The sequence below is a fragment of the Roseococcus sp. GW821-FHT12F05 genome, from assembly GCF_058806835.1.
The window spans coordinates 96,762-122,828 of the sequence record NZ_JBXAQB010000018.1 but is presented as its reverse complement, the minus strand read 5'-3'; the positions used below and the strand labels follow the sequence as shown (position 1 = coordinate 122,828).

The window sequence follows — 26,067 nt, the reverse complement described above, 5'->3', positions numbered from 1 at the left end:
ACCGGACGTATCGGGAAGAGTTCCGCGTCAGCCGCGGATCACCGCGCGGATCGCGAAGCTCGACTGTATCCGTGCCACGCCGGGCATGCGGCTCAGCTGCTCCTTGTGAATACGCTCGTAATCGGCCGCGTCGCGCGCCTCCACGCGCAGCAGGTAGTCGGCGACGCCGGTCATGAGGAAGCACTGCCGCACCTCGGGGCAGCGGCGCACCGCGGCCTCGAAGCGCCGGAGATGCTGGTCGGTCTGCCGGTCCAGCGTGATCTGCACGATGACGGTGACCTGGCCGGGCTCGGCCGGCTCCTCCAGCACGACGGTGTAGCCGCGGATGGTGCCGCCGCGCTCCATCAGCCGCAGCCGGCGCAGGCAGGCGGAGGGCGAGAGGCCCACCGCCTCGGCCAGGGCGGCGTTGGTGATCCGCGCGTCCTCGCGGAGGTGGCGGAGCATGGCCAAGTCGATCTCGTCGAGGGCGTTCATTCGCATATCCTGCAATTCTCTTGCAGAATCTTGCAAGATTGGGACGAACTTCGCCGATTCCGCCACGATACGCACGCTCATGCGCCTGCGCCCCACCTTATCCTGGATCGTTCCCCTTCCGGAGAGACTTGATGCGCATCCTCGTCCTGGGCAGCGGCGTGGTCGGCGTGACCAGCGCCTGGTACCTGGCGAAGGCCGGCCATGAGGTCATCGTCGTCGACCGCCAGCCCGCCCCCGGGATGGAGACGAGCTTCGCCAATGCCGGCCAGGTCTCGCCCGGCTATTCGGCGCCCTGGGCCGGCCCCGGTATCCCCATCAAGGCGATCAAGTGGCTGCTGATGCGCCATCGCCCGCTGGTGGTCTGGCCGCAGTTCGACCCCGCCTTCTGGTCCTGGCTCGTCCGGATGCTCGCCAACTGCACCGAGGCCGCCTACGCCACCAACAAGGGCCGCATGGTGCGCGTCGCCGAGTACAGCCGCGACATGCTGCGCGACCTCCGCGCCGAGACCGGCATCCAGTACGACCAGCGGATGCAGGGCACGCTGCAGCTCTTCCGCACCCAGAAGCAGCTCGACCATGTGCATGCCGATACGGAGGTCCTCGAGAAGGAGGGCGTCCCCTACGAGCTGCTCGACTCCGCCGATTGCGCGAGGGCCGAGCCCGCCCTCGCCCGCGTGCCCGGAAAATACCTGGGCGGGCTGCGCCTGCCGGGCGACGAGACCGGCGACGCGCATGTCTTCACGCAGGAGCTCGCGAAGCTCGCGGCCGCCGCCGGCGTCACCTTCCGCCAGGGCGTGACCATCCGCGGCATCCTCGCCGAGGGCGACCGGATCGCGGGCGTCGAGACCGACCAGGGCCGCCTCACCGCCGACCGCTACGTCGTCGCGACCGGCAGCTTCTCCACGGGGCTGGTGAAGCCGCTGGGCATCTCCATCCCGGTCTATCCGGTGAAGGGCTACTCCATCACCGTGCCCATCACCAACCCCGAGGGCGCGCCGGTCTCCACCGTGATGGACGAGACCTACAAGGTCGCGATCACGCGCCTCGGCGACCGCATCCGCGTGGGCGGCACGGCGGAGCTCTCGGGCTTCGACATCCACCTGCGCCAGGCGCGGCGCGACACCCTGGAGTTCTCGGTGGGCGACCTCTTCCCCGACGGCGGCGACATCCCGCGGGCGAGCTTCTGGTCCGGCCTCCGCCCCATGACGCCGGACGGCACGCCCATCATCGGGCCGACGAAGTACCGCAATCTCTTCCTCAACACCGGCCACGGCACGCTGGGCTGGACCATGGCCTGCGGCTCGGGCCGCGTGCTGGCCGACCTCGTCTCCGGCATCGCGCCCGAGATCGAGACCGGCGACCTCGCCGTCTCCCGCTACGCCTGAGGCACCGCACCTTCCACCGGCAGGACACCCTCATGCTGCATTGCAGTGCAGCGCGGCGCCAACCATGGCAGAATGTGCGCCGATGCCCGATGCCCCCACCGCCCGCAGCCGCAACATCGCGTCGCTGCGGCTGATCCTTCCCTATCTGAGGCCCTATGTCGGGCGCGCGATCGGCGCGGCGGCCGCCCTGCTGCTCGCCGCCGGGCTGCTGCTGCTCATCGGCCAGGGCGTGCGACAGCTGGTGGACGAGGGCTTCTCGGATGCCAGCCCTGCAGGGCTGAACCGCTCCGCGCTGCTCATGTTCCTCATCGTGGCGGCGCTGGCCGTCACCTCCTCCACCCGCTTCTACCTGGTCTCCTGGCTGGGCGAGCGCGTCGGCGCCGACCTCCGCCGCACCGTCTACGACCATGTGCTGAGCCTCTCGCCCGCCTATTTCGAGACCGCGCGCACCGGCGACATCCTGAGCCGCATGACGGCCGACGTGGCGCTGCTCCAGGCCCTCATCGGCTCGGCCATCTCCATGGGGCTGCGCGCGGGCCTGACCGCGATCGGCGCGCTCGCCATGCTGGTGACGACGAGCCCGAAGCTCGCCGGCATCGTCGTCGTCGTCCTGCCCATCGTGGTGATCCCCCTCGTCCTCTTCGGCCGGCGCGAGCGCCGCCTCTCCCGCACCGCGCAGGAGCGCGTGGCCGACCTCGCCGCCACCGCCGAGGAGACGCTGAACGGGTTGCGCGTGGTCCAGGCCTTCACGCACGAGCCCAACGAGCGCCGGCGCTATTCGGAGCAGGTCGAGGAATCCGTCGCCGCTTCGCTCCGCCGCGTCACCTCGCGCGCCGTGCTGATCCTCAGCGTCGTGCTGCTCGGCTTCGGCGCCATCACGCTGAGCCTCTGGATCGGCGGACATGACGTCATCAGCGGCCGCATGTCCGCCGGCGAGCTCTCCGCCTTCGTCTTCTACGCGGTGCTGCTGGCCAACAACGGCGCCGTGATGAGCGAGCTCTGGGGCGAGATCCAGCGCGCCGCCGCCGCGGCCGACCGACTCATCGAGGTGATCGAGACGAAGCCCTCCATCACCGCGCCACCGAGCCCCGCCCGGCTGCCCACGCCACCGCAGGGCCGCTTCGCCTTCGAGGACGTCACCTTCCACTATCCCACCCGCCCGGACGCGGCCGCGCTCGACCGCTTCTCCCTCAGTGTGGAGCCCGGCGAGACCGTCGCCCTCGTCGGCCCCTCGGGCGGCGGCAAGACCACCGTCCTGCAGCTGCTGCTGCGCTTCTACGATCCCGCCTCCGGCCGCGTGACCATGGACGGCGTGGACATCCGCACGCTCGACCCCGCCGACCTCCGCCACCGCATGGGCCTCGTGCCGCAGGAGGCCGTCATCTTCAGCGCCAGCGCCGCCGAGAACATCCGCTACGGCCGCCCCGACGCCACCGACGCCGAGGTCGAGGCCGCCGCCCGCGCCGCCGCGGCGCACGGCTTCATCGCGGCGCTGCCGCAAGGCTATGCCAGCCCGCTTGGCGCGCGCGGCGTGATGCTCTCGGGCGGGCAGCGCCAGCGCGTCGCCATCGCCCGAGCCATCCTGCGCGACCCGCCCGTGCTGCTGCTCGACGAAGCCACCAGCGCGCTCGACGCGGAATCCGAGCAGGCCGTACAGAAGGCGCTGGCCCACCTCTCGCAGGGACGCACCACGCTGGTCATCGCGCATCGCCTCGCCACCGTGCGCCGCGCGGACCGGATCATCGTGCTGGAAGGCGGGCGCATCACGGCGCAGGGACGCCACGAGGATCTGGTTGCGCGGGACGGGCTGTACGCGCGACTGGCGGCCCTGCAATTCGCGGGAGAGGTGTAGGCAGGGGGGCGCCGTCCCCCTGCACCCCCTGCCAAAGGCCGAAAGGCCCTTGGAACCCGGATCTAGACGTTGCCGCAACTGGGTCCATGCGCCACGCTGCGCCGCAGCAGCGGAGATGTGGCATGGGCAAGATCCTCGATGAGATGTCGGTCGCGCGGTACTGGCGCGACGGCTACGTGACGCCGCTGCGGGCCTGCTCGCCCGAGCAGGCCGAGGCCTGGCACCAGGACGTGCTGCGCTGCTGCGGCGAGGCGGAGCGCCCGGTCTCCGAGACCGGCATCCGCCAGCCCTCGACCCGGGTGAAGCCCTACCTGCTCTTCCCCTGGGCCGCCGATCTCGTGCGGAACCCGGCCATCCTGGACGCGGTGGAGGACGTGATCGGGCCGGACATCCTGGTCTTCCACACCACCCTCTGGTGGAAGCCGGCGGGCACCGAGGGCTTCGTCCCCTGGCACCAGGACGCGACCTATTTCGGCCTGGCGCCCCACGAGCACGTCACCGCCTGGATCGCGCTGACGCCGAGCACCGAGCAGAGCGGCTGCGTCACCATCCTGCCGGGCTCGCACAAGCACGGGCAGCTGCCGCATGCCGACCGCAAGGACCCGCGCATGATGCTCTCGCGCGGGCAGAGCGTGACGGTCGACATCGAGGAGCGCGCGGCGGTGCCGATCCCGCTGCAGCCCGGCCAGTTCTCGCTGCACGACACGCTGGTGCTGCACGCCTCGGCGCCCAACCGCTCCAGCCACGACCGGATCGGGCTGGGGATCAGCTACATCCCGGCACGGGTGAAGCATGTCGGGCCGACGCGGCTCTCGGCGACGCTGGTGCGCGGCGAGAACCGCCACGACCATTTCGACCTGGAGCCGCGCCCGGCGGCCGAGGCCGATGCCGCCGCGCTGGCGACCCATGCCGACAGCATCGGCCGCTTCTGGATCGCCAGTGAGTCGATCCCGGAGATGAAGCTGGTGCATTGATCTCGCCCTCAGACGGCGGGCGCGGTCAGGGCAAGCAGCCCTGACCCGCGCGCTTGCCTTCGCCGCGCGGCTGTAGCGCCCGCGGCACTGTCGCCCGCGGCACTGTCGGTTGGGCGGCGCCGGCCGCCGGGCGGCCGGATTCTTCGTGGGCTCGACGATCCCGGAAGGTCGAGCGCCTACCTTCCCGCGCGCATCCTGACGCCCCGTAGCTCCAGATCCTCGTTCACCCGCATCTGGAAGTCCGCGACGGTGTCGCGCACGCCGAACATCTGCGGCTCCTGGTGCAGCGGGATCATCGGCAGCAGCTCGCGGAAGCGGGTCCAGTAGGCGCGGGCCAGCTCCTGGCGCTTCGCCTGGTCCGTCTCCACGCCGATCTGCTCGAGGAGCGTGTTCATCTGCGGGTCGGAGAAGTTGCCCCAGTTGAAGGAGCCCTCGCCCAGCAGCTCGCGGCCGGGATTGGTGATGTCGAAGTTGCCGGGCGTCCAGCCGAGCATCCAGAACTGGTATTCCTTGTTCGCGCCGCGCTGCAGGAAGCGGCCGAAGGGCACGGCGTCGAGCCGCGCCTGGATGCCCACGCGCTGGAGCATGGCGACGATGGACTGGCAGATCGCCTCGTCGTTCACGTAGCGGTTGTTGGAGCAGCCGAGCGCGATGCGGAAGTTGGTCGCCCCCGCCTCGGCCAGCAGCCGGCGAGCAGCTTCGGGGTCGAAGGGCAGCCGCTCGTTGGAGGCGGCGTCGAAGCCGCTCACCGCCGGCGCGATGGGCAGGCCGGAGGCGGTGGTGGAGTTGCGCAGCACCACGCGGCGGATCGTCTCCATGTCGATCGCCTGGTACATCGCCCGGCGCACGCGCACGTCGCGCATCGGGTTGGGCGTGCCGGGCTGGTCGATGAGCTCGGGCCGCGTCACGTCCATGGCAAGGTAGATGGTCCGCGCCGTCGGGCCCTGCATGAGCCGGATGCCGGGCGCGTTCTGCACGCGCGGAATGTCCTGCAGGGGCACGTGGTACATCAGGTCCAGCTCGCGCGAGAGCAGCGCCGCTACGCGCGTCGGCGCACTGGAGACGGGGCGGAAGACCGCCCGGGTGATGCCCGTGTTGTAGTTCTCCCGGTAGTCCGGATTGGGCACGAGCACGGTGCGCTCGTCCGCCAGCCGCTCCACCATCCGGAAGGGACCGGTGCCGTTGGTGTTGAGCTGCACGAAGGTGCTGGTGGCACCCGGCTGCCCCGCGCGGGCCACGGAGAAGGCGTTGTTCGCCTCGACCCAGGGCCTGCTCATGACGAAGAAGAGGGTGAGGTCCTGCAGCAGGATCGGGTTCGGCCCGCGCGTCTCGATCTCGACGGTATGGTCGTCGATCACGCGGGCGGCGGTGACCGACTGCACCGTATAGGCCATGTCGTTCTGCCGGACGCGCTCGAGGCTGTAGACCACATCAGCCGCGGTGAAGGCCTCGCCGCCGTGGAAGCGGACGTTGCGGCGGAGGTGGAAGCGCCAGACGGTCGGGCTCGGCATCTCCCAGCGTTCGGCCAGCGCGGGCGCCAGCGAGCCGTCGGGCTCGCGGCGCACCAGCGGCTCGTAGATGTTGCTCTTCATGGCATTGGTGACGCCGTGGTTGTTGGCGTGCGGGTCGAGCCCGAGGATGTCGTTGGCCGTCGCCCAGGTGAAGGTCGTCGCGGACGCCGCCAAGGGAGCAAGCGGGGCCGCGGCGGCCAGGGCAATGGCGATCAGCCCCGCGCGCGAGCTGCGCCGGGCGTTGGGGAACCACATGATTTTTCTCCCTGCATGAAGTGGCTGCAACATGGCGAAGCGCGAGGGCCGATGTCCAGTTCGGTCTTCACAAGGGATTCCGGAACGTCTTGAGTGGGCGGAATGGGAGCACCGCGATGATTCTCTTCGAAAATGCCCGGCTCTGGGACGGCTTCGCCGACGAGGCGAGGCCCGGCATGTCCGTCCTCGTCGAAGGCGAGACGATCCGCGAGGTCGCACCCTCCATCGCGAGCGTCTCTGCCCGGCGCATCGACCTCGGCGGCCGGACGCTGATGCCGGGGCTGGTCGACTGCCACGTCCACCTCATCGCCTCCGTCGTGAACCTCCAGGCCAATGCGCTGCTGCCGGACGCGGTCGTGGCATTCCGCGCGGGAAAGCTGATGCGCGAGATGCTGATGCGCGGCTTCACCACCGTGCGCGACCTCGGCGGCGCCACGCTCGGCCTGCGGCTCGCCTGGGAGGAAGGGCTGATCGAGGGGCCGCGGACCTCGCTCTGCGGCAAGGCGCTCTCGCAGACCGGCGGGCACGCGGATTTCCGCACCCGCGCCGACGTCAGGGACTTCGCCTTCTTCGAGAGCCGGCTCGGATCGATGGGCCGCGTGGCCGACGGGGCGGACGCCGTGCGCCGCGCCTGCCGCGAGGAGATCAAGGGCGGCGCCGACTACATCAAGCTCATGGCCAATGGCGGCGTGGCCTCGCCCTCGGACCCCATCGCCTTCCTGGGCTATTCCGACGCCGAGCTGCGCGCCGCCGTCGAGGAGGCGGCGATGGCGCAGACCTATGTGGCCGCGCATCTCTACACCGACGAGGCGATCGCCCGCGCTGTCAGCGCCGGCATCCGCAGCCTGGAGCACTGCAACCTCATCACCGAGGCCACGGCGAAACTCGCGTCCGAGGCCGGCTGCATCGCCTGCCCCACGCTCGTCACCTACCGGGCGCTGAAGGAGGAGGGGGCGTCGCTCGGCCTCGGGCCCGAGAGCGTCGCCAAGATCGACGATGTGGGGCTGGCCGGGCTGGAATCGCTGGACCGCATGCGCAGGGCCGGGCTGCGGATGGCCTTCGGCACCGATCTGCTCGGGCCGATGCATCGCCGGCAATCCGAGGAGTTCCTGATCCGCCGCGAGGTCCTGCCTGCCGCCGAGATCCTGCGCAGCGCGACCAGCCACGCCGCCGTGCTGCTGCGGCAGAAGGGCCGCATCGGCTGCGTCGCGCCGGGCGCCCTCGCGGACCTGCTGGTGGTCGAGGGCGACCCGCTGGAGGACCTCGCCCTGCTCACCGGCCAGGGCGCGCACCTCGCCGCGATCGTCCAGGGCGGCCGCTTCGTCAAGGACGCGCTGTGAAGTTCCTCTTCATCAACGGGCCCAATGCCAATCTCTACGGGCTCGAGCCCTCTGGCACCTATGGGCGCGAGACCTTTCCTGACATCGCCGCCCGCTGCCATGCCAAGGCCGGCTCGCTCGGCGTCGAGCTCGACTTCCGGCAGAGCCAGGACGAGGGCGAGATCATCGCCTGGATCCAGCAGGCGCGCGGCGACGCCGACGGGCTCATCATCAACGCGGCCGGCCTGTCCTATACGTCGATCGCCATCATGGACGCGCTCCTGACCTTCGACGGGCCCGTCATCGAGGTGCACATGTCCAACATCCACCGGCGCGAGCCCTTCCGGAACAGGACCTACACCTCGAAGGCCGCGACGGGCTCCATCTGCGGGCTCGGGCCGCTGGGCTACGAGATCGCCATCCAAGCCATGACAGGACTCGTGCAATGACCGCCCTCGTCTTCTACAGCGACTTCGACGAGCCCGACGCCTGGGAGGCCGCGCTGAAGGCTCAGATGCCGGAGCTGGACTTCCGCCGCGGCGGCGACCCCGAGGGCGTCGTGGCGGCGCTGGTCTGGAAGCCGCCGGCCGGCTTCTTCGCCGGCTATCGCGACCTGAAGCTGGTCATCAACCTCGGCGCCGGCGTGGACAGCCTGGTGCGCCGCGACGACCTCCCTGCCCTTCCCATCAGCCGGCTGAATGACGCCGGCATGATCCAGCTCATGTCCTCCTACGTGACGCATGCGGTCACCCATTACGCGCGCGACTTTCACCTGATGGAGCGCAACCGGCTCAAACACGTCTGGGAGTACATCCATCCGCGCGCGCTCTCCTCGCACCGCGTCTCCGTGATGGGGCTGGGCGAGCTGGGCGGGGCCGCCGCGGCCGCGCTGGCCGGCATGGGCTACGACGTCACCGGCTGGGCACGCAGCGCGAAGAGCATCCCCGGCGTGCGCTGCCTGTCCGGCGCGGATGGCTTTTCGGCCGCGCTGCGCGAGGCGGACACGGTGGTGCTCATGCTGCCGCTGACGCCGGAGACCACGGGCGTCATCGACGCGGCGGCGCTCGCCGGCATGAAGCGCGGCGTGAACCTCGTCAATGTCGGCCGTGCCGGGCTGGTGGACGAGGAGGCGCTGATCGCGGCGCTGCGCGAGGGCCAGGTCGCCGAGGCCACGCTCGACGTGTTCCGGGAGGAGCCCCTGCCCGCCGGCCATCCGTTCTGGGCCATGGAGAACGTGCGCATCACGCCGCATATCGCCAGCATCACCGTGCCGGAGGGCGCGGCGGTGGATGTCGCGGAGAGCATCCGCCGCGTGCTGCGCGGCGAGCCGCCGCTGCACCAGGTGGACCTGGCGCGGGGGTACTGAGCGCCCCCGGGGCATCCCAGGGGGACGCTCAGCGCAGCTCGACGCGGTTCCGCCCCGCCTCCTTCGCGGCGTAGAGCGCGATATCGGCCCGTTTCAGGATCTCTCCCAGATCCCGGTCCGCCTCGGCACGATCCGTCACGCCGATGCTGACCGTGAAGGGCACCGGCTCCCCGCGCCATTCATGCGCGAAATCCTGCCGCTCGAAGATCTCGCGCAGCGCTTCCGCCGTGGCACGCGCCTGCTCCGCGGCCGCGCCGGGCATGACCGCGACGAACTCCTCGCCGCCGAGCCGGGCGAAGATGCCCTCCTCCCGCAGGCCCGTCGCGCCGACCTTGGCCAGCACGCACAGCACCTCGTCCCCGCGGTCATGGCCGTAGGTGTCGTTCACCCGCTTGAAGTGGTCCACGTCGAGGATCATCAGCGCGAAGGGGTCCTTCGTCTGCATCATCGCCTTCGCCGTATCGGTGATGGAGCGGCGGTTGGGCAGGTTCGTCAGCTCGTCGGTGGCCGCCTGCTTCTGCAGCAGCTCCATGAAGCGGACGCGGTCGGTGATGTCGCGGATCACGGCGGTGAACTCGGTCAGCCCGTTCACGCTGATCTTCGAGATCGCGATCTCCACCGGAATCCGCGTTCCGTCCCGGTGCACCCCGTGGATCAGGTTCCGCTCCTCCATCTGGCGCGAGGGCACCGGCGATTGCGCGAAGTGCTGGACATGGCCGTGATGCGCGTGCCGGACGCGCTCGGGCAGCAGCGCATCCAGCGGCTGGCCGAGCATCTCGGCCTGGTCGTAGCCGAAGAGCCTTTCGGCCGCGCGGTTGAACAGGGTGATCCGCTGCTGGTGGTCGATGGTGACGATGGCGTCGTAGGCCGCGTCCACCACCAGGCGGAACCGGGAGGTGCTCGTCTCGAGCTGCTGCGTCAGCAGCATCTTCGGCGTGATGTCGATGCCCGTGAGGAAGATCTCCTGGACGGTCCCCGCCGCATGCCGGTGGCGGAAGGGCTTGAGCGACAGCCGCCACCAATGGCTGCCGTCGCGGAGGTCGTAGGCCTGCTCGATCTCCTGCGGGTCCAGGGATTCCAGGCATTCGCGGATCTTGCCGCCGAGCTCGCGGCGGGCGTAGCTCGGGATGACGTCGTCGAGGAGGAAGGGGAAGCCGCGTGCCCTCGCCCGGCTCCCCTCGACCATCTCGAGGAACTTGTCGTTGCACGCCGTGACGAGAAGGTCGTTGCCCTCGCTCCGGCGGACGATGGCGACACTCGAGGCGATGCCATCGACGATTTCCTTCATCTGCTCGGTCCAGCCATCCATCCGGAATCTCCAGCCACGCTGTCGGTCGTCCCCCAGATATCGGCGGTGGTATTGACCGTCCCCTAACGCGGCCCCCGCTATGCGACGCCGAAGATGCCGCCGTGCTGGAAGGCGGCCTCGATGTATCGCGCGAAGGCCCGCACCGCGGGCCGGCTCGCCGGGCCCGGCAGGGCGGCCAGCACCAGCCGGACCGGCGGCAGGCCGGGGTCGAGCGGCAGCGAGGTGATGCGGCTGCCGTCGATCGCGTGCGGGCTCTCCGGCTGCACGTTCTGGATGGTCCAGCCGAGCCCGTTCCCCACCAGCCCCCGCAGCAGCTCCTGGCTGCGCGAGCGGAAGGCGATTCGCGGCGTCAGCCCCAGGCCGCGGAACATGCCCACGAAATAGTCACGCGAATGCGGCAGGTCGAGGAGGAGAAAGGGCTCCTCCGCCAGCTCCGCGAGGTGCACCCCCGGCGCACGTGCCAGCCGGTGGCGGATCGGCAGCACGGCCACGGGAGCCAGCTGCGCGACGGGCGTGACCTCCAGCCCGCCGAACATGCCGAAGTCGTAGGTCAGCGCGATCTCGGTGCGTCCGGATGTCAGGCCGGCCAGCATCTCGTCATGGTCGCCCTCCTCCACGCGGATGGAGAGTCCCGGCGCGTCGCGGCCCAGCCCGGCCAGCAGCGCCGGCAGATAGCGGGGCGCCAGGGTGAGGAAGCAGCCCATGGCCACCTCGCCCGCCGCCTCCTGCCCCAGCGAGGCCGAGGCGTGCAAGAAGTCCTCGGCATGGCGCAGCAGCAGCCGCGCCTCGGCCACCACCCGCGCGCCGGCGGGGGTCAGCGTCACGCCGCGCGCGTGGTGCCGCAGCAGCAGCGCCAGGCCGAGCTCCGCCTCCAGCGCCGCCACCGCCTCGGAGATGGAGGGCTGCGACACGTGCATCCGCCGCGCCGCGCCCGTGACCGAGGAGGCATCCGCCACCGCCACGAGATAGCGCAGCGACCTTAACGAGAGGTTGGCGAGCTGAATCGGATTTTCCTATGCCAAAGCCCGGAAATCCATATTTCTCCGATGCCGCAAGCCTGCGCAAGATCAGGGCAAAGGAGTTCCTGCATGATCCGCACCGGCAACCAGTACCGCGAGGGCATCCGAGACGGCCGCGAGGTCTGGATCGACGGCGAGCGCGTGAAGGACGTCGCGTCCCACCCCGCCTTCAAGCCCATCGTGGACGTGAAGGCCCGCATGTACGACCTCGCGCATGAGCCCGCCCATCAGGACGCGCTCACCTATGTCGAGAACAACGAGCGCCATTCCGTCTTCCAGCAGCCCCCCACCACGCAGGAGCACTGGCACCGGAAATGGGCCAGCATCGACCTGCTGATGAAGGACATCGGCGGCGTCGCGACCCGCCTGGGCGACGAGACGGTCGGCGAGATGTGGTCGCTGCAGGACGGCCGCGACATCCTCGCCCAGATCGACCCGCGCTTCGCCGACAACATCGACCGCCACATCCGCCGCGTGGTGGAGCAGGACATCTTCCACGTCTCCGCCAACACCGACCCCAAGGGCGACCGCTCGCGGCCCGTGGAGGAGCGCGACCCGGACATGATGATCCGCGTCGTGAAGGAGACCGACGCCGGCATCATCGTGCGCGGCGCCAAGTTCGAGACCGCCTCCGCCTATGCCGACCAGGCCTATCTTAAGCCCACCGTCGGCGCCTGGACGAGCGAGAAGGAGAGCATCCACGCCGTCGGCTGCATCGTGAAGATGGGCGCGCCGGGCGTGAAGCACATCTGCCGCATGCCCTTCGCCACGCGCGGCCGCCCGGAGGACGCCCCCCTCGCCTCCCGCTTCGACGAGGTCGAGGCGCTGATGGTGCTGGACGACGTGCTCATCCCCTGGGAGGACGTGTTCTTCTACCGCCACACCATCGCCGCCCAGCAGGTGCGCGCCACGCTGCACCGCTACAGCGCCTTCCCCTATGTGCTGCGCGTGCTCTTCACCGCCGACATGATGATCGGCGCAGCCATGTGGAACGCCAAGCAGACGGGGCTGGAGAAGCTCCAGGCCGTGCAGGAGAAGCTGGCCGAGCTGGTCTGCTACCGCGAGGGCATCCGCGCGCATCTGGTCGCCTCCATCGCGCTGGCGGAAAGATCGCCGGCGGGGCTGCTGATGCCCAACCAGTCCATCCTCTATGCGGGCCGCGTGCTGGCCTGCAGCCAGCTCCCCGTGATGATGCACGCGGCGCGCGAGCTGATCGGCGGCCAGATCTGCGTGACGCCGGACGTCGCGCAGTTCCAGGGCGGCGCCGGCAGCTGGCTCGAAAAATTCTACACGCTGAACAGGGAATGGGGCGCCGAGGACCGGCGCAAGCTGCTCGCCTTCGCGCGCGACCTGCTGAACAGCGACTACGCCGGCCATCGCCTCGCCTTCGTGCAGTTCGCGCAGGCGCCGCACTTCAACCACCTGGCGGCGGTGTACAAATCCTTCGACTTCTCCGGCCCGCTCGACTTCGTGCGCAACAGCGCGGGGCTTTCGGACCGCATCCTCGGCAAGACGGAAACCACGCACTGATGCCCACGCACACCCGCATCCGCCCCTTCAACACGAAGGACGCCTATCCCGAGCAGAGCCTCGACAACGACGTCTGCATGGCCGTGCGCGCCGGCAACACCGTCTACCTGCGCGGCCAGACGGCCATGGACCTGGACGGGAAGATCGTCGGCGTGGGCGACGCCGCGGCGCAGACCGAGAACGCCATGAAATGCGCCGAGATCCTGCTGAAGGAAGCCGGCGCCGAGCTCCAGGACGTCTGCAAGATCGTGATCTACATCACCGACCGCGCCTATCGCGAGACGGTGTACCGGGTCGTCGGCAAATGGCTGAAGGGCGTCTTTCCCGTCAGCACGGGCATCATCGTGAACGGCCTCGCCAAGCCGGAATACCTGATGGAGATCGACATCATCGCGGAGATTCCCGCGGATCGCGCCTGATGCGAGGGGCTCTGCCCCTCGGTTGTCTCGCCTTCGGCGCCAACCCCGCCAGGGCTTTCGGCCCTGGACCCTAAAACTGATGGGGTGCAGGGCAAAAAGCCCTGCTGGGGGAGTTTGAGGGGGCAAAGCCCCCTCAAGTCCGGCATAACGTTTGCTTCACAAAAACACCAACAAGGAGGCTGACCATGGTTCGGATGACGCGGCGCCAATCGGCGCTCCTCGGTGCGGGGCTTCTCGCCGCCCCTCACATCGCCAATGCCCAGGCCAACCGCATCGCCGTCTCCATCTGGGGCGGCTCCTGGCGCGACATGGTGCAGAAGCAGGTGGCCGAAAAATTCACCGCCGAGACCGGTGCCACCGTCGAGTTCCAGACCGGCGGCACCGTCGACCGCCTGAACCGCGCCCGCCTCTCCCGCGCGGCCCCCGAGGCGGACCTGACCTTCACCACCTCGCATTTCGGCTGGCTCTACGCCAACGACAACCTCTACGAGACGCTCGACCTCTCCAAGGTGCCCAACGCCACGAACCTCGTGGAGCAGGCCAAGATCAGCCCCTTCCACCTCGGCACCTGGGCCTATGTCTACACCATCGGCTACCGGCCCGACCTGCTGCCCGGCGTCACCTTCGAATCCTGGGGCGACCTCTGGAAGCCCAACATGCTCAACAAGATCGCGGCTCCGGACTTCGACCCGAGCCACATCATCGTGGCCGCCGCGGTCCTCGAAGGCGGCGACGCCGCCACCTGGGAGCGCGGCCAGGCCCGCCTCCGCGCGCTTCGCCCCAACTTCAAGGCCTTCTACACCAACGACGCCAACAGCCAGCAGCTCATCGGCAGCGGCGAGACGCCCGTGCAGGTCATCCTCTCGATGAACGCGCACCACATGGTCAACGAGGGCATCAACGTCCGCCTCGCCATCCCCAAGGAGGGTGCGGTGCTCGGCGTCGACACCATCGCCATCATGAAGGGCAGCCGGAAGCAGGAGCTCGCCTACCGCTTCATCAACACCTGCCTCGATGCCGGCGTGCAGGGCGCCATCTGCGCCGACAAGAAGGGCAGCCCGACCGTTTCCAACGCGACGGTCGCCCCGGCCGTCGCCGCGCTGCCGGGCGTGTTCACCACGCCGGAACAGTGGCGCACCCAGGCGATGATCATCGACCACCGGCTGCGGGCGGAGAAGACCAACGAGTGGCGGCGGTGGTTCCAGGAGAACATCATCGCGCGGTAAAAGATCGAGGGGCTTTGCCCCTCGAGCTCCCCAGCAGGAAACTCGTTTCCTGCACCTTCATCAATTGAAAGCTCCTGGGTGAAGCGACCCTTCCTTGGCCTCTTCGTCACCCCCGCCGTGCTCGTCGCGGCGGGCTTCGTGCTGGCCATGGCCGCCGTGCTGCAATACGCCGTGCTCGCCCACATCCCCGGCGAGCTGGAGCCCGGCGGCTTCAGCCTCATGCACTTCCGCGACATGATGAAGCCGCTCTACGCCGGCGTCTTCTGGGACACCGTGCGCATCTGCTTCCTCAATGCCTTCCTCGCACTGCTCGCCGCCTACCCGCTGGCCCTGGCGCTGGTGCGCGCCCAAAACCCCTACCTGAAATCGGCAATCCTCATCATCTCCGTCACGCCACTTTTCCTCGGCGAGGTGATCCGCACCTACGCCTGGATCATCGTCCTCGGGAACCGCGGCTTCGTGAACGCCACGCTGATGGCGATCGGCGTCATCGACCGCCCCATCGCGCTCATGTTCACCGAGACGGGCGTGCTCATCGCCCTGGTCCACGTCACCCTGCCGGTGGTGGTGATCATGCTCGCCGCCGCCATCAGCCACATCGACCGCGACCTGGAGCGCGCCGCCGCCGCCCTCGGCGCCAAGCCGCTGCGCGTCTTCCTGACCGTGACCCTGCCCCTCTCCATGCCCGGCATCGTCGCCGGCCTGACCACCGGCTTCGCCTGGACCTTCTCCGCCTTCGCGACCCCACAGCTCATCGGCGGCGGGCGGGTGAACATGCTGTCCAACCTCGTCTATTCCCTGGGCTTCGCGTCCTTCAACTTCCCTTTCGCCGCCGCCCTCTCCGTCGCCGGCCTGGTCCTGACGGGGATCGCGCTGGCCGGCTTCCGCGCGCTGCTGCGGCCGCTAAACCGCATCGCCGCAAGATGATCGGCACCGTCTTCCGGATCCTGGTCGCGCTGCTGCTCGGCTTCGTGCTGCTGCCCGCCGTCGTCGCCGTGATCGCCGCCTTCGACGCGCGCTCCGTCATCGCCTTCCCGCCGCAGACCCTCTCGCTCCGCTGGTTCCACCGCGCCGTCACCTACGAGGATTTTCAGTCCGGCTTCACCAACAGCCTCTTCGTGGCCGCCGTCGCCTCCACCCTTTCCGTCGTGATCGGCAGCGGCGTCGCCTATGCGATCGACCGCTACCGCTTCCGCGGCAGGGCCACGCTGGAGGCGCTGCTGCTGGCGCCGCTCGCCATCCCGCACTTCACCATCGGCCTCGGCGCGCTGATCGTGGCCGCGCAGATCGGCCAATCGCGCGGCTGGCCCGTGGTGATCCTCACGCATGTCGTGATGGTGCTGCCCTTTGTGCTGCGCAGCCTCTACGTCTCGCTGCGCAACGTCGACCCGCGGCTGGAGCAGGCGGCCCTCTCCCTCGGCGCGCGCCCGGGCCGCGTGATCTGGACCGTCACCCTCCCCGCCCTCGCCCCTGGCCTCGCCGGCGGCTGGCTCTTCGCGGCCATTCTTTCGTTCAACGAGTTCACCGCCTCGCTCTTCGTCACGGCCCAGCGCACCCAGACGCTGCCGGTCGCCATGTACAACTACGTGCGCGAATACGCCGATCCCTCGATGGCCGCGATCTCGGCGCTCTACATCCTGTTGACGACCATCGTCCTGGTCATCGCCAACCGCTTCCTCGGCCTCGGCCGCATCCTGGGAACCGAAGATGCTCGCCACTGAAGCGCTCCGCCTGGACGGCGTGAGCAAGCGCTTCGGCGCCGTCACCGCCCTGCACGAGGCCTGGCTGAACGTCGAGGACGGCGAGTTCATCACCCTTCTCGGCCCCTCTGGTTGCGGCAAGACGACGCTGCTGAACCTGATCGCCGGCTTCCTGGAAGCCGACGCCGGCGAGATCTTCATCGGCGGCCGGCTCGTCACCCAGCTTCCCGTATGGGAGCGCGACCTGGGCATGGTGTTCCAGTCCTATGCGCTCTTCCCGCACATGGATGTCGCTGACAACATCGGCTACGGCCTGCGCGCCCGCGGCATCGGCAAGGCCGAGGCTGCCCAGCGCGTCGAGGAGGCGCTGGCCCTCGTCCGCCTCTCCGCCCTGGCCAGGCGCCGCCCGCGCGAGCTCTCCGGCGGCCAGCAGCAGCGCGTGGCCCTCGCCCGCGCGCTGGTCATCCGTCCGCGCCTTCTCCTTCTCGACGAGCCCTTCTCCGCACTCGACCGCAATCTCCGCGCGGAGATGCAGATCGAGCTCAAGGAGATCCAGCGGCGCCTCGGCGTCACCACCATCTTCGTGACGCACGACCAGGGCGAGGCCATGTCGATGTCCGACCGCGTGGCCGTGATGTCGGAGGGCCGCATCCTCCAGCTCGACACGCCCGAGGGCATCTACCGCCGGCCCGCCCATCCCTTCGTCGCCGGCTTCGTGGGCGATGCGACCATGCTGCCCGGCCACCTGATCCGCCGCGACGGCACGGCGGCGCTGGTGCGGGCCGCGGGCCGGAACTTCACCGTGCCCGCCGGGCCGCTGGAGGCGCTGGCCGAGGGCGCCGCCGTCCTGCTCTACCTGCGCCCCGAGCATCTCTCGCCTGAGGACGAGGGCCTCGCCGGCACCGTCGCCAGCCGCGCCTATCTCGGCGACCGCGCCGAGCTGGTCGTGGAGGTGCCCGAGGCTGGCCGCATCCTGCTGCGCGTGCCCGGCGTCGAGGCCCTGCACCGCTGGCCGGTCGGCGCGCCCATCCACATCGGATTCTCCCGCGCCGAGCCGGTCGCCTTCCCCGCTTGACCAGGCGGCCGGATGCCGGGGCGGCGCGCCCTCATCCCCGCCCGAGCCAGGCCGCGACGATCCGCCCCACCTCGCGATGCACCCCGTCGCGCTTCGCGCCGGGGACATCCGCGAGGTCGTAGAACGACGCCACCACCACCGGCGCCCGCTCGGGCGGCCGGACCAGCGCGACCACATTGGCCCAGCTCTCGCCCGAGCCGGTCTTGTCCGCGACGCGCCAGCCTTCCGGCAGGCCCGCGCGCAGCCGGGCGCTGCCGGTCGGGCTCGCCGCCATCCAGCCCTCCAGCCGCTCGCGCGAGGCCGCGGACAGCGCCTCGCCCAACAGGATCATACGCAGCGTCTCCGCCATCTGACGGGGCGTGCTCGTGTCCATCTCGCCCAGGACGCGGTTGAGGCCCGGCTCGTTGCGGTCCAGCCGGGTCAGCGGATCGCCGATCCCGCGCAGCCACCGCGTCAGCCCCACGGGCCCGCCCACGGAGGGCAGCAGCAGGTTGGCGGCGGTGTTGTCGCTGAGGCCGACCATCCCTTCCGCCAGGGTCTCGACCGGCAGGCCGCCCTGCGCCAGATGCTCCCGCGCGACGGGCGCGTATTCGAGCAGGTCCGCCGCGCTGTAATCCACGCGGCGGTTGAGCCTCTCCTCGCCGGCATCCACCCGCGCCAGCACGGCGGCCGCGAGCAGCGCCTTGAAAGTGCTGCACATCAGCACCCGGTCCTCCGACCGATGCGCGAGGCTACGGCCCGAGCCGGTGTCCAGGGCGAAGACGTGGAGCCGCCCGCCCTCCCGCTGCTCCAGCGCGGCCAGGGGATCCTCGGCCGCCAGGGCCGGCGTGGCGGCAAGCCCGGCGAGCCCTGTCGCCAGCAGGCGGCGCGTGATGGAATGGCGCATGTGGTCCTCCGTCTTTCCGGCGCTCTTACAGAACGGTTGCCCGGCGCGCGAGGTTGCGCCGCAGCATTCCCCCGCCTAGGCTCGCCGCGTGACCGTGACCCGCGCCCTGCCCACGCCGCCCTGAGGGGCCGCCGACCGCAAGACCCCGTCCGCGCGCCGCGAGGCCGTGCGGTCCCGACCTGCCTCGCCCTCCCGGCGGCTCACGAAAGCTCCTCATGCCCCTCTCCCGCCTGCGCGCCGAATGGGCGCCCGACATCACGCGCGATCTCCTGGCCGGCACCGTCGTCGCCCTGGCCCTCATTCCCGAGGCCATCGCCTTCTCCATCATCGCCGGCGTGGACCCGAAATTCGGCCTCTACGCCTCCTTCTCCATCGCTGTCATCACGGCCATCGCCGGCGGGCGCCCGGCCATGATCTCGGCCGCGACAGCGGCCATGTCGGTGGTGCTGGTGAGCCTCGTGCGCGACCACGGCATCGGCTACATGCTGGCCGCGACCGTGCTGACCGGCGTGATCCAGTTCGTCGCCGGCCTGCTGCGCCTCGGCGACCTCATGCGCTTCGTCTCCCGCTCGGTGATCACGGGCTTCGTGAACGCGCTGGCCATCCTGATCTTCCTGGCCCAGATGCCCGAGCTGATCGGCCGCGGCATGCCCACCTACGTCATGGTCGCGGCGAGCCTGGCCATCATCTACCTGCTGCCGCGGCTGACGAAGGCCATCCCTTCGCCGCTGGTCGCCATCATCGCGATGACGGCGCTGTCCATGGCCATCGGCTTCGACCTGCGCACGGTGGGCGACATGGGTGCGCTGCCGGCCGAGCTCCCTTCCTTCGCCCTGCCCGACGTCCCGCTCACCTTCGAGACGCTGCGGATCATCCTGCCCTACTCGCTCACCCTGGCCATGGTCGGCCTGCTGGAGAGCCTGATGACCTCGGCCATCGTGGACGAGATGACCGACACCAATTCCGACAAGAACCGGGAATGCCGCGGCCAGGGGATCGCCAATTTCGTGACCGGCTTCTTCGGGGGCATGGCGGGCTGCGCCATGATCGGCCAGTCCGTGATCAACGTCTCCTCCGGCGGGCGCGGCCGGCTCTCCTGCCTCTGGGCCGGCGCGCTGCTGCTCTTCCTCTGCGTGGTGCTGGGCCCCTGGGTGGCGCAGATCCCGATGGGAGCGTTGGTGGCCGTGATGGTGATGGTCTCCATCAACACCTTCCGCTGGGCCTCGCTGAAGAGCCTCTTCATCCACCCCACCAGCTCCAGCATCGTGATGGTCGCGACGGTGGCCATGGTGGTCTGGACGCACGACCTCGCCCAGGGCGTCCTGGTCGGCGTGATCCTGAGCGGGCTGTTCTTCGCCCAGAAGGTCTCGCGCTTCTTCGGCGTGGCCTCGGATATCAGGGCCGGCATCCGGACCTACCGCGTCACCGGCCAGATCTTCTTCGCCACTGCCGAGGCCTTCCACGCCGCCTTCGACTTCCGGGAGGAGCCGGCGCAGGTGGTGATCGACGTCCACGCCGCCCATTTCTGGGATCTCACGGCCGTGAATGCGCTGGACCGGGTGGTGCTGAAGTTCCGCCACCACGGCGTCCCCGTGGAGATCGTGGGCATGAACGAGGCCAGCCGGACGCTCGTGGATCGACTGGGCCTGCACGACAAGCCCGGGGCCATGCCCACCTCCGGGCACTGAGGTCCTGTAAACTGGGGCCCTGTAAATCCGCGCGCCGCAACGCAACATTCCTCCGGTGACCGTCACCACCACCGCCCTACCCTCCGGCGCCCTCCGCCACGAGGTCGCCGTCGCCGCCGAGGCGCTGCCCGCCGTCTCGCCCAGTGCTCTCGAGATCGCCTGGGAGGTCGCGCGCGCGGCCGCCGAGGCAGGCCATTGGGGCCCCGCCCGCCTGCTCGCCTTCCCCGGCGGCGTCGAGATCGCCCTCACCGACGCCGATGCCGCGAGCTGGGCCGAGGCCATGGCCCGTCATTCCGGACTCGATTCGCTTGCCGGCCTCGCGCTTTGCCTCCGCCTGCTGGCGCTGGTGGAGCTGCTTGGCCGCGCGCCCTGGACGCGCGGGATGTTCACGATCGGCGCGGATGGCGCGGAATTCCACCCGGCGCTGCTCGCCGCCGCCGCCCGCGCCCCGCTCGACGCGACGGGGCGCTTCGAGGATGGGCCGATGCGTGCCATGTTGTCGCGCACACTTCCCAGGGCCGATCCGCCCGCCTGACGAAAGCCGACCCATGCCGCGCGCCGCCGCCCTTCTCCTTCCGGTCCTCTTGCTGGCCGCCTGCAGCAACACCCCTCTCATTCCCCCGCCCCGCCCCGGCGACGCCGTCCGCACCAACCCGCAGGTCGCCCAGGCCTGCCGCGAGGAGACCGCCCGCCGCATCCAGCGGCAGGACCGCGGCCAGCTGATGCGCGAGGACGAGCGCGACAGCCGCCTCGGCTCCGAGACCGTCTCCTCCAGCCAGGCCATGCAGACCGACCGCCTCGGCCGCCAGTTCCAGTTCGGCCGCGAAGTGGACGACTGCATCCGCGCCAACACGCAGCAGAGCATGCCGCATCCGGCCGCGGCTCCCGCCGCCGAGCCGCCCGCGCCCCCGCCGCCGCCGCCCGCCCGCAGCCGGCCGAGGTCCTGACCTGGGACCGTTTGGCGCGCTCTCGCGCGCCCTGTCCCACCGCGACGCCCGGATCTTCTTCACCGCGAGCCTGACTTCCTGGACCGGCCTCTGGATGCACCGCATCGCCGTGATGTGGCTGGCCTGGGAGCTCACGCGCTCGGCCTTCTGGGTCGGCATGGTCGCCTTCTCGGACCTGGCGCCGGCCGTCATCTTCAGCCCGATCGCCGGCGCCGTCGCGGACCGCATGGACCGGGTGAAGCTGACCATGATCGCGCAGATGGTGGTCGCCGCCGAGGCGCTCTGCACCGCGACCTTCACCGCCACGGGGCATATCAGCATCGTGGTGCTGATCTGCTTCGAGCTGATCGGCGGCATCGCCCAGAGCTTCGCCCAGCCGGCGCGCCAGGCGCTGATGCCGGGCCTGATCCCCGTCTCGGACCTGCCGGCCGCGGTCGCCTGCAACTCGCTCTGCTTCAACGTGGCCCGCTTCCTCGGGCCTGCCGTCGCGGGGCCCATGGTGGCGGCCTGGGGCGTGGTGCCCGCCATCCTCTGCAACGTCGCGGCCTATACGATCGCGACGCTGACCATGCCCCTGATCCGGGTGAACCCGATCCACCTGCGCGGCCATGCGCCCGAGGGCTCGCTCTTCTCGGAGATGATGGAGGGGATGCGCTACGCGGCCTCGCATCCGGGCATCGGGCCGGTCCTGGCCTTCGCCGGCATGAGCGCCATCCTGCTGCGCGGCGTGCAGGAGGTCCTGCCGCCCTTCGTGGAGCGCATCTTCCACCAGGGCGCCGGCGGGCTCGCCTTCCTGACGGCCTCGATCGGCGTGGGCGCGCTGATCGGCGGCGTCACCATCGCCGCGCGCGGGCGGATCAAGGGCACCACGCGGGTCGCGGTGCTGGCGATCGCCGTGCAGTCCGTGGTCGTGGTCGCCTTCGTCTCGACAAGCTGGTTTCCCTTCGCCGTGCTGTGCGGCGCGCTCTACGGCGCCTGCGCGACGGCGCACGGCATCTCCGCGCAGACGCTGGTGCAGTCGGCGGCGCTGACGCGCATGCGGGGGCGGACGCTGGCGCTCTGGGGGCTCATCACGCGGGCCTGCCCGGCGCTCGGCGCGCTGGTGCTGGGCTCGACCGGCGAGGTCTTCGGCATGCGGCCGCCGACACTTGTCGCGGCCTTCTGCGCCATGCTTGTCACGGTCTGGGGCGTGACACGGATGCGCGCCTGGGCCAGACATCTGGAAAATCCGACCTAGCGCGCGATGACTTGAGGCCGCCTTGGCCGAAAAGTCGGAATCGCGCGTGCCAACGACCTATTGGAGTATCGCGATGCTCGACGCCGCCATCATCGGGATGGGCCGCTGGGGACGCACACTGGTCGACAGCGTGCAGGAGAAGAACGAGTCCGGCATCCGCTTCGTCGCGGGCTGTACGGGCACGCCCGCCAAGGCGCGCGACTACGCCGCCGAGAAGGGCATCGTGCTGCACGAGAGTCTGGCGCCGATCCTGGCCGACCGCTCCATCGGCGCGATCGTGCTGGCGACGCCGCACGCCCAGCACGCGGAGCAGGTGATCGCCGCCGCGGCCGCGGGCAAGCACGTCTTCGTCGAGAAGCCCTTCACGCTGAGCCAGGCGAGCGCCCAGGCCGCCGTCGCCGCCTGCCGGAAGGCGGGCGTGGTGATGGCGCTCGGCCACAACCGGCGCTTCCTGCCGGCCGTGGCCGAGATGAAGTCGATCATCGCCTCCGGCAAGCTCGGGACGCTGCTGCATGTCGAGGGCCAGTTCAGCGGCCCCGGCGGCTTCACCTTCGTCCCCGGCGGCTGGCGCGCCGACCGGGCCGAGAGCCCGCTCGGGGGCATGGGCGGCATGGGCATCCACATGATCGACCTGATCATCGCGCTGGCCGGCCGCTTCCGCGACGTGCGCGTGCTGAGCCATGCCCGCGTGCTCACCACCATCGACGACACGACGGCGATGCTGGCCACGCTCGAGAGCGGCGCGACCTGCACCTTCGCCACGCTCGGCGCCGCCACCCGCTACTGGCGCTGCGCCCTCTTCGGCTCGGACGGGCTGGTGGAGCTGCGCGGGCACGAGCAGCTCTTCTTCCGCGCCCGCGAGGGCGGCGAGGAGTGGACGCGCGACTATCCCGTCACCGACATCGAGCGGGCCGAGCTGGAGGCCTTCGCGGCCGCCGTCGCAGGCGGCCCGGAATATCCGCTGCCGCTCGACGAGGCGATCCACGGCGTGGCCGTCTTCGAGACCATGATCGGCGCCGCCGCCTCCGGCAGCGCCTATGCGGTCCCCGCCTGAGCCGCTACACAAACCACCATCCCAAGGCAGGAGAAGGCCAGAGAGATGAGCAAGATCAACCGCACCGGCAGCAACCAGATCCTCAGCAGCGCGGTCGAGTACCACAACTTCGTCTATTGCGCCGGCATCACCGCCGACGACCTGAGCCAGGACATCACCGGCCAGACGAAGCAGGTCGTCGCCAAGATCAACGCCCTGTTGGAGCAGAACGGCACGGACACCACGCGCCTCCTCCAGGCTCAGATCTGGCTGAAGGACATCCGCGACCGCGACGCCATGAACAAGGTGTGGGTGGAGTGGCTCGGCGATGCTGGCCGTCCGGCGCGCGCCTGCGTGCAGGCGAACATGGCCGATCCGCGCCACCTGGTCGAGATCATGGTCACCGCCTGCAAGTAATCGACAGTCCCGGATCATTAATTCGGGAATAAAAACTGCGAGAGGCGCCGGGCATCACTGTCCGGCGCCTTTTTCATGCTTTTTCACGGACATGACGACGGGTCCATCCGGAATCGTTGCTGAGTCGGTTAGGGGAATCTACGTAGAGTCCCGTGTGGCAAATTTGCCGCAACACTGTGGCCTGTTACCGGCCACAGGCCGAAGCTAGGATCATCGTCCTGATTTGTCCGTTCATGCAGGGCACGGATCGACAAATCACGGCAGGTTTCCCGATGTGTCGATTTGGCGGGTTGCGGTGCGTGCATGGCCTGGATACGCCGGTTGCACGCCTCGGGGGATTTTTGAGGCGTGCCGCACCAGGAGGGTACCGCATGCGACTTCGGATCGCCATGATCGCCATGGGCCTTTTGCTCGCCGCCGCACCTTTCGCGCAGCAAGCCGAAGCCGCCCGGGGCGACAACCGCTCCGAAGCCCGCTCTTCCCGAAGCGCCGTTCACTTCGCCGGCAACCGCCGCTCCGCACGCGGCGCTCGCGCCAGCTACGGCGGCATCTCCTGCGTCCCCTATGCCCGCTCCGTCACGGGCATGGAGATCTCCGGCAACGGCGGCAACTGGTGGGAGAACGCGGCGGGCCGCTACGCCCGCGGCCAGCGCCCGCAGATCGGCTCCGTCCTCTCCTTCCCGAGCTCGGGCGGCATGCGCTCCGGCCACGTGGCCGTCGTCTCCCGCATCCTGCAGCCGCGCATGATCGAGATCGACCACGCCAACTGGGGCGGCCCGGGCATCCGCCGCGGCACCGTCATGCACAACGTCCGCGTCATGGACGTCTCCGACGACAATTCCTGGACGCGCGTGCGCGTCCAGGTCGGCTGGACCTCCGAGAATTTCGGGCGCGAATACCCGACCGACGGCTTCATCCACAACCGCCCGGCCAGCAGCTACATCGCCGGCGCGGACGACATGATCCGCCCCGTCTCCTACTCCATCCGCAGCGAGGTCCGCGACCGCCACACGCGCCGCGGCTCCGCCCACGCCGCGGCCCGTCCCGGCCGGACCCAGCAGGCCGAGACCCGCAGCGCCCGCCGCACGCAGGGCCGCGCCGTCTCCGCCCGCACCGGCCAGCCCGTCCGGCTGGCCTCGGCGCGCACCACCCGATAAACCCGGCCGCGCCGCCCCGGTTGCGGCGTTCGGGATTTTTCGACGCGGCCGTCCTTGACGGCCGCGTTTCCGTATCTGCCTGATGCCGCCCATGTCCAGCAAGGCCGGCAATGTCGCGTTGGTCGCGCTGGCCCAGGTGCTGGTGCTCTCGCTGTGGTTCTCCGGCACTGCCGCCGGACCGGGCATGGCCCGCGACGCCGCCCTGCCCGCGGGCTTCCAGGCGCTGCTGACCTCCGCCGTCCAGGCCGGCTTCGTGGCGGGGACGCTGGTCAGCGCCCTCCTCGCCCTGCCCGACCGCTTCGATCCGCGCCGGGTCTTCGCCGCCTCGGCGCTGCTGGGGGCGGCGGCGAACGCGCTGATCCTCGCCCTCCCGCTCGGCTCGGACGCCGCGGTGGCGGCCCGCTTCGCGACCGGCGCGGCGCTGGCCGGCGTCTATCCGGTCGGGATGAAGCTCGCGGCCGGCTGGGCCGACCGCGGTGACATGGGGCTGATCGTGGGGATCCTGGTGGGCGGGCTGACGCTGGGCTCCGCCTCCCCGCATCTGGTGAACGCCCTGGGCGGGCTCGACTGGCGGCTGACGCTGGGCTTCGCGACCGCCGCCGCGGTGGCCGGCGCCGCGCTGATCGGCGCGGTGCGCCTTGGTCCCCGGCACGCGCCCGCACCGCCCTTCCGGCCCGCCGCCGTGCTGGAGCTCTGGCGCAACCGGGGCACGCGGCTCGCGACTCTCGGCTATCTCGGCCACATGTGGGAGCTCTATGCCATGTGGAGCTGGGTCGGGCTCTACCTGGCCGCGAGCTTCTCCCTGTGGCGCGGCGATGCCGCCGCCGATCCCGCCGAGGCGGCGCTGGCCACCTTCGCGGTGATCCTGGCGGGCGCGGTCGGCAGCGTGGCGGCCGGGCTGGCGGCCGACCGGCTGGGCCGCGTGGCGGTGACGGTCGCGGCCATGGCCGTCTCGGGCGCCTGCTGCCTGCTGGCGGGCGCCTTCCTCGGGCTGCATCCGGCCTGGACGATCGGGCTCTGCCTGGTCTGGGGCTTCGCCGTGGTGGCGGATTCGGCGCAGTTCTCCGCCAGCGTGGCCGAGATGTCGGCGCCCGGGCTGGTGGGCACGATGCTCACCGTACAGACGAGCCTCGGCTTCACCCTGACGCTGGTGACCATCCATCTGATGCCGGTGCTGGTGGGCGCCATGGGTTGGGGCGGCGCCTTCGCCGTCCTGGCGATCGGGCCGGCGCTGGGCTGCGTCGCCATGCTGCGGCTGCGCCGCTGAGCGCGACGCTCACCAGAACTG

At 70.3% G+C, this 26,067-nt stretch carries 25 protein-coding genes; 20 read left to right on the top strand and 5 right to left on the bottom strand.

The genetic code is table 11. The annotated features are described in order from the left end of the window. Window positions 1-27: 27 nt before the first annotated feature. Complete coding sequence (locus AC1ROY_RS29925; RefSeq protein ID WP_493152597.1) at window positions 28-474, bottom strand: Lrp/AsnC family transcriptional regulator; 447 nt, start codon at window positions 472-474, stop codon at window positions 28-30. A 131-nt stretch (window positions 475-605) separates the two neighbouring features. On the opposite strand from AC1ROY_RS29925, the gene AC1ROY_RS29920 reads away from it, so the two are divergent. The 3 genes from AC1ROY_RS29920 to AC1ROY_RS29910 all read left to right on the top strand — a co-directional run bounded on the left by AC1ROY_RS29920 (window position 606) and on the right by AC1ROY_RS29910 (window position 4,685). Beyond that, window positions 606-1,859, top strand: a complete 1,254-nt coding sequence (locus AC1ROY_RS29920) for a D-amino acid dehydrogenase (RefSeq protein WP_493152596.1) — start codon at window positions 606-608, stop codon at window positions 1,857-1,859. A gap of 82 nt (window positions 1,860-1,941) precedes the next feature. Further along, window positions 1,942-3,711: an ABC transporter transmembrane domain-containing protein gene (locus AC1ROY_RS29915; RefSeq protein ID WP_493152595.1), complete on the top strand. Its 1,770-nt coding sequence runs from the start codon at window positions 1,942-1,944 to the stop codon at window positions 3,709-3,711. A gap of 122 nt (window positions 3,712-3,833) precedes the next feature. Continuing rightward, the gene (locus AC1ROY_RS29910) at window positions 3,834-4,685 is read left to right on the top strand and encodes a phytanoyl-CoA dioxygenase family protein (RefSeq protein WP_493152594.1); all 852 of its coding nucleotides are present in this window, start codon (window positions 3,834-3,836) and stop codon (window positions 4,683-4,685) included. A gap of 176 nt (window positions 4,686-4,861) precedes the next feature. Here AC1ROY_RS29910 and AC1ROY_RS29905 read toward each other — a convergent pair whose 3' ends face one another. After that, a complete protein-coding gene (locus AC1ROY_RS29905) occupies window positions 4,862-6,451 on the bottom strand; it encodes an ABC transporter substrate-binding protein (RefSeq protein ID WP_493152593.1) in 1,590 nt (529 codons plus the stop codon). Window positions 6,452-6,567: 116 nt separating this feature from the next. On the opposite strand from AC1ROY_RS29905, the gene AC1ROY_RS29900 reads away from it, so the two are divergent. The 3 genes from AC1ROY_RS29900 to AC1ROY_RS29890 are packed head-to-tail and all read left to right on the top strand — an operon-like array spanning window position 6,568 to window position 9,136. Beyond that, window positions 6,568-7,791 (top strand): metal-dependent hydrolase family protein, encoded by a 1,224-nt coding sequence (locus AC1ROY_RS29900; RefSeq protein WP_493152592.1) that lies wholly within the window; start codon window positions 6,568-6,570, stop codon window positions 7,789-7,791. Beyond that, window positions 7,788-8,219 (top strand): type II 3-dehydroquinate dehydratase, encoded by a 432-nt coding sequence (locus tag AC1ROY_RS29895; protein WP_493152591.1) that lies wholly within the window; start codon window positions 7,788-7,790, stop codon window positions 8,217-8,219. Before AC1ROY_RS29900 ends, AC1ROY_RS29895 begins: the two co-directional genes overlap by 4 nt. Further along, a complete protein-coding gene (locus tag AC1ROY_RS29890) occupies window positions 8,216-9,136 on the top strand; it encodes a 2-hydroxyacid dehydrogenase (protein ID WP_493152590.1) in 921 nt (306 codons plus the stop codon). Before AC1ROY_RS29895 ends, AC1ROY_RS29890 begins: the two co-directional genes overlap by 4 nt. Before the next feature lie 28 nt (window positions 9,137-9,164). Here AC1ROY_RS29890 and AC1ROY_RS29885 read toward each other — a convergent pair whose 3' ends face one another. Further along, on the bottom strand, window positions 9,165-10,445 hold the full coding sequence (locus AC1ROY_RS29885; protein ID WP_493152589.1) for a sensor domain-containing diguanylate cyclase: 1,281 nt from the start codon (window positions 10,443-10,445) through the stop codon (window positions 9,165-9,167). A 77-nt stretch (window positions 10,446-10,522) separates the two neighbouring features. Then, window positions 10,523-11,419, bottom strand: coding sequence for a LysR substrate-binding domain-containing protein (locus AC1ROY_RS29880; RefSeq protein WP_493152621.1), 897 nt, complete (start codon window positions 11,417-11,419; stop codon window positions 10,523-10,525). Window positions 11,420-11,533: 114 nt separating this feature from the next. On the opposite strand from AC1ROY_RS29880, the gene AC1ROY_RS29875 reads away from it, so the two are divergent. From AC1ROY_RS29875 to AC1ROY_RS29850, 6 genes are all read left to right on the top strand, one after another. After that, entirely contained in the window at window positions 11,534-12,994 is a 1,461-nt protein-coding gene (locus tag AC1ROY_RS29875) for a 4-hydroxyphenylacetate 3-hydroxylase family protein (RefSeq protein WP_493152588.1), read from the top strand. Continuing rightward, window positions 12,994-13,413: a RidA family protein gene (locus tag AC1ROY_RS29870; RefSeq protein ID WP_493152587.1), complete on the top strand. Its 420-nt coding sequence runs from the start codon at window positions 12,994-12,996 to the stop codon at window positions 13,411-13,413. The genes AC1ROY_RS29875 and AC1ROY_RS29870 overlap by 1 nt, the downstream gene beginning before the upstream one ends. A 185-nt stretch (window positions 13,414-13,598) precedes the next feature. Further along, window positions 13,599-14,639 carry an ABC transporter substrate-binding protein gene (locus AC1ROY_RS29865; RefSeq protein WP_493152586.1) on the top strand — a complete coding sequence of 347 codons (1,041 nt, stop codon included), beginning with the start codon at window positions 13,599-13,601 and terminating at the stop codon, window positions 14,637-14,639. Window positions 14,640-14,717: 78 nt separating this feature from the next. Beyond that, entirely contained in the window at window positions 14,718-15,566 is an 849-nt protein-coding gene (locus AC1ROY_RS29860; protein ID WP_493152585.1) for an ABC transporter permease, read from the top strand. Then, window positions 15,563-16,360: an ABC transporter permease gene (locus AC1ROY_RS29855; RefSeq protein WP_493152584.1), complete on the top strand. Its 798-nt coding sequence runs from the start codon at window positions 15,563-15,565 to the stop codon at window positions 16,358-16,360. The genes AC1ROY_RS29860 and AC1ROY_RS29855 overlap by 4 nt, the downstream gene beginning before the upstream one ends. Continuing rightward, the gene (locus tag AC1ROY_RS29850; protein WP_493152583.1) at window positions 16,347-17,414 is read left to right on the top strand and encodes an ABC transporter ATP-binding protein; all 1,068 of its coding nucleotides are present in this window, start codon (window positions 16,347-16,349) and stop codon (window positions 17,412-17,414) included. The genes AC1ROY_RS29855 and AC1ROY_RS29850 overlap by 14 nt, the downstream gene beginning before the upstream one ends. Window positions 17,415-17,445: 31 nt before the next feature. Here the strand turns inward: AC1ROY_RS29850 and bla are convergent, their stop codons facing one another. Further along, a complete protein-coding gene (gene bla / locus AC1ROY_RS29845; RefSeq protein ID WP_493152582.1) occupies window positions 17,446-18,300 on the bottom strand; it encodes a class A beta-lactamase in 855 nt (284 codons plus the stop codon). A 215-nt stretch (window positions 18,301-18,515) separates the two neighbouring features. Between bla and AC1ROY_RS29840 the strand changes: the two genes are divergently transcribed. The 8 genes from AC1ROY_RS29840 (at window position 18,516) to AC1ROY_RS29805 (ending at window position 26,046) form a co-directional block, all read left to right on the top strand. Next, entirely contained in the window at window positions 18,516-19,988 is a 1,473-nt protein-coding gene (locus AC1ROY_RS29840; RefSeq protein WP_493152581.1) for a SulP family inorganic anion transporter, read from the top strand. A 55-nt stretch (window positions 19,989-20,043) separates the two neighbouring features. After that, complete coding sequence (locus AC1ROY_RS29835; protein ID WP_493152580.1) at window positions 20,044-20,523, top strand: hypothetical protein; 480 nt, start codon at window positions 20,044-20,046, stop codon at window positions 20,521-20,523. Window positions 20,524-20,536: 13 nt separating this feature from the next. Next, on the top strand, window positions 20,537-20,935 hold the full coding sequence (locus AC1ROY_RS29830; protein ID WP_493152579.1) for a hypothetical protein: 399 nt from the start codon (window positions 20,537-20,539) through the stop codon (window positions 20,933-20,935). Further along, complete coding sequence (locus AC1ROY_RS29825; RefSeq protein WP_493152620.1) at window positions 20,859-22,172, top strand: MFS transporter; 1,314 nt, start codon at window positions 20,859-20,861, stop codon at window positions 22,170-22,172. The genes AC1ROY_RS29830 and AC1ROY_RS29825 overlap by 77 nt, the downstream gene beginning before the upstream one ends. Window positions 22,173-22,245: 73 nt before the next feature. Beyond that, window positions 22,246-23,226: a Gfo/Idh/MocA family protein gene (locus tag AC1ROY_RS29820; protein WP_493152578.1), complete on the top strand. Its 981-nt coding sequence runs from the start codon at window positions 22,246-22,248 to the stop codon at window positions 23,224-23,226. Between the two features lie 45 nt (window positions 23,227-23,271). After that, window positions 23,272-23,622: a RidA family protein gene (locus AC1ROY_RS29815; RefSeq protein WP_493152577.1), complete on the top strand. Its 351-nt coding sequence runs from the start codon at window positions 23,272-23,274 to the stop codon at window positions 23,620-23,622. Window positions 23,623-23,993: 371 nt separating this feature from the next. Beyond that, window positions 23,994-24,779: a CHAP domain-containing protein gene (locus AC1ROY_RS29810; RefSeq protein WP_493152576.1), complete on the top strand. Its 786-nt coding sequence runs from the start codon at window positions 23,994-23,996 to the stop codon at window positions 24,777-24,779. Between the two features lie 91 nt (window positions 24,780-24,870). Then, window positions 24,871-26,046 (top strand): MFS transporter, encoded by a 1,176-nt coding sequence (locus AC1ROY_RS29805; protein ID WP_493152575.1) that lies wholly within the window; start codon window positions 24,871-24,873, stop codon window positions 26,044-26,046. The last annotated feature ends 21 nt before the right edge of the window (window positions 26,047-26,067 follow it).